Here is a 2,778-nt window from a genome sequence, read left to right as displayed (position 1 = left end):
GCGCCCGCACCGGGGACCCGGTACGGGCGCCGCCGCTTCGGCGCTCAGCTGCGCGACAGGGACTGGATGAGGTCGCTGATGTGCACTACGCCCAGGCACTGGCCGTAGGAGTTGGTGGCGATCAGGTCGTCGTAGACCCGCTCGGTGTCCTGGCCCGCCACCCGCAGCGCCGCCAGCGCCGACATCCACGCCGGAACCGTGCGCGGGGACTCGGCCAGCCGCAGCGCCGGACGCTTGGCGTGCAGGGCGTGCCCGTAGCGGCCCGTCACCGACAGCAGGAACCGCGTCCGGTCCACCACCCCGACCGGGCGGTCCCGGTGGTCGATGAGGATGACGCTGTTCAGCGCCGGGTCCCCGGTGAAGGACTCCAGCACCTGCTCCGCGGTGGCGTCGGAGTCCAGTCCCACGGGCGGCACCATGAACTCGGTGACCCGGGGGCCGGAGTCCTCCTCCCCGCCCTGTCCGGCGCTCGGCTCGGGCACCGGGGTCACCCGCTCGCCGGGCCGCCACGCGCTGTCGGCGAAGAACGGCCCCGTGCCCACACGTATCCCGCAGCGGCGCAGCCGCACCACGTCCTCGACGCTGCCCACGCCCGAGGCCAGCGCGTACACGCCGCTGCCCCGGCCGATCCGAGCCAGGCCCTCCACCACGGTGGCGTGCCGCTGGTCCCCGGCCACACCGGAGACGATCGCCGGGTCGATCCGCATCAGGAACGGCGCTGCCTCCACCACCAGGTCCGGGCGCACCATCGCCGTCCCGAACCCGCACCGGAAACCCGCCGCCCGCAGCCGGGAGACGCCGGACACCACGGTCCTGCGCGCCAGCTCCGCCATGTCCGGGCTGAGCATGAAGGTGATGTCGCGCGGTCGGCGGCCCGCACGGCGCAACAGGCTCTCCACCAGGGGGGCGAACCCCTCCCCGGCCAGGATCCGCGCGGGCAGCGGCAGGACCATCGGCAGCAGGCTCTCGGACACGGCGGTCTCGCGGACCAGGGCCAGGAGCCACTCGGCCACGGCCGCCTCCTCCTGGGGGGTCACCTCCGCGTAGGAGCCCCGCACGGAGGGCGGCGGCGAGGCGGTGACCTCGACGGCCACGACGGTCCCCGAGTCCAGGTCGACGACGGGCTGGTAGCCGGGAGCGCCCGGGGCGCGGCGGGCGACCGCACCCGGCCCGTCCGGATGCGCCGTGGGAGTGTGTTGGGGATGCAGCGCAGTCACAGTTCTCATGGTGACCCCGAATCGGTCCCACCTGAAGACTTGTCCTCGGCTGTTCCCCTCAGCTTCACCGGGGTGTGGGGAGGGCGGTTCGACGGCGTTCACGTCCGGAGGCAATCGCGTACCGACGGTGAGGGACGCTTTCCCGGAAGTGTTCGGACCCGCCCGGCGTACACACGACACCGCCCGCCGGGTTCGTCCCGACGGGCGGTGTCGTGTGCGCCTGCGCGGAGGGGCCGCGTCCGGCGGGGGTCAGGCGCGGCGGAAGACCACCGCGATGTTGTGGCCGCCGAACCCGAAGGACTCGTTGATGGCCGCCACGTCGCCCGCGGGCATGTCCCGGGGCTTGTCGCGGACGATGTCCACGGCCACGCCCGGGTCGAGCTCCTCGATGTTGATGGTCGGCGGGATGCGCCCGTCGTGCAGCGCCAGGATGGTCGCGATCGACTCCACGGCGCCCGCGCCGCCCAGCAGGTGGCCGGTCATGGACTTGGTGGAGGTCACCGCGACGCGGTCGGCGACGGAGTCGCCCAGCGCGGTGCGGATCGCGCGGGTCTCGCCCACGTCCCCGGCCGGGGTGGAGGTGGCGTGCGCGTTGACGTGCACGATGTCCTCGGGGGTGAGGTCGGCGTCGGCCAGGGCCTGGGTGATGGCACGGGCCTGGCCGGTGCCCTCCGGCTCGGGCTGGACGATGTCGTAGGCGTCGTTGGTGTAGCCCACGCCCGAGGCGTGCGCGTACACGCGGGCGCCCCGGCGGGCGGCGTGCTCGGCCGACTCCAGGATGAGGATGCCCGCGCCCTCGCCCATGACGAAGCCGTCGCGGTCCTTGTCCCAGGGGCGGGAGGCGTGCTGCGGGTCGTCGTTGCGCGTGGACAGCGCGCGCATGGACGCGAACGAGGCGATGTTGAGCGGGTGGATCGCGGCCTCGGTGCCGCCCGCGATCACCACGTCGGCGCGCCCGGAGCGGATCATGTCCACACCGTTGGCGATGGCCTCGGCGCTGGAGGCGCAGGCGCTCACCGGCACGTGCGAACCGGCCCGGGCGGTGTACTCCAGGCTGATCGCGGCGGCGGGGCTGTTGGGCATGAGCATGGGCACGGTGAAGGGGGAGACCCGCTTCCAGCCCTTCTCACGGAAGGTGTCGTACTGCTCCAGGATGGTGAGGATGCCACCGATCCCGCTGGAGACCACCACGCCCAGGCGGATCGGGTCCACCTCGGGGGAGCCGGCGTCCTGCCACGCCTCCTGCGCCGCGATCAGCGCGAACTGCTGGGTGCGGTCCAGGCGGCGCAGGCGCGGCCTGGGGAGCTTCTCGGAGGGTTCCTGCGCGATCTGTCCGGCGAAGTGCACCGGGAGCTTCTCGTGCCACTCCTCCGGCAGCATGCTGATGCCGGAGCGGCCGTCGAGGAGCGCGGACCATGTGGTCGCGACGTCACCCCCGAGGGGGGTGGTGGCGCCGAGGCCGGTGACGACGACATCGGTCTTGGACATGATCCGATCGCCCTTCTCGTGGGTCGTTCCCGGCTGCGGGGCCGGGGGCGTTGGCGGATGTGAGGGGAAGCCG

General features: G+C 73.4%; 2 protein-coding genes. Both read right to left on the bottom strand.

Annotated elements, in window-relative coordinates:
- Positions 1 to 44 precede the first annotated feature (44 nt).
- Positions 45 to 1,226, bottom strand: coding sequence for an EAL domain-containing protein (locus DQW06_RS23995; protein ID WP_013153970.1), 1,182 nt, complete (start codon positions 1,224 to 1,226; stop codon positions 45 to 47).
- A gap of 240 nt (positions 1,227 to 1,466) precedes the next feature.
- Positions 1,467 to 2,705, bottom strand: a complete 1,239-nt coding sequence (gene fabF / locus DQW06_RS23990; protein WP_013153969.1) for a beta-ketoacyl-ACP synthase II — start codon at positions 2,703 to 2,705, stop codon at positions 1,467 to 1,469.
- Between the last annotated feature and the right edge of the window lie 73 nt (positions 2,706 to 2,778).

Source organism: Nocardiopsis sp. TNDT3, assembly GCF_003427465.1.
Taxonomy (GTDB): domain Bacteria; phylum Actinomycetota; class Actinomycetes; order Streptosporangiales; family Streptosporangiaceae; genus Nocardiopsis; species Nocardiopsis dassonvillei.
This window is presented reverse-complemented; position numbering and strand designations above follow the sequence as displayed.

Coding starts and splice junctions, on each gene's coding strand:
- DQW06_RS23995 (WP_013153970.1), bottom strand. CDS start 1,226: ATGAGAACTGTGACTGCGCTGCATCCCCAACACACTCCCACGGCGCAT.
- fabF (WP_013153969.1), bottom strand. CDS start 2,705: ATGTCCAAGACCGATGTCGTCGTCACCGGCCTCGGCGCCACCACCCCC.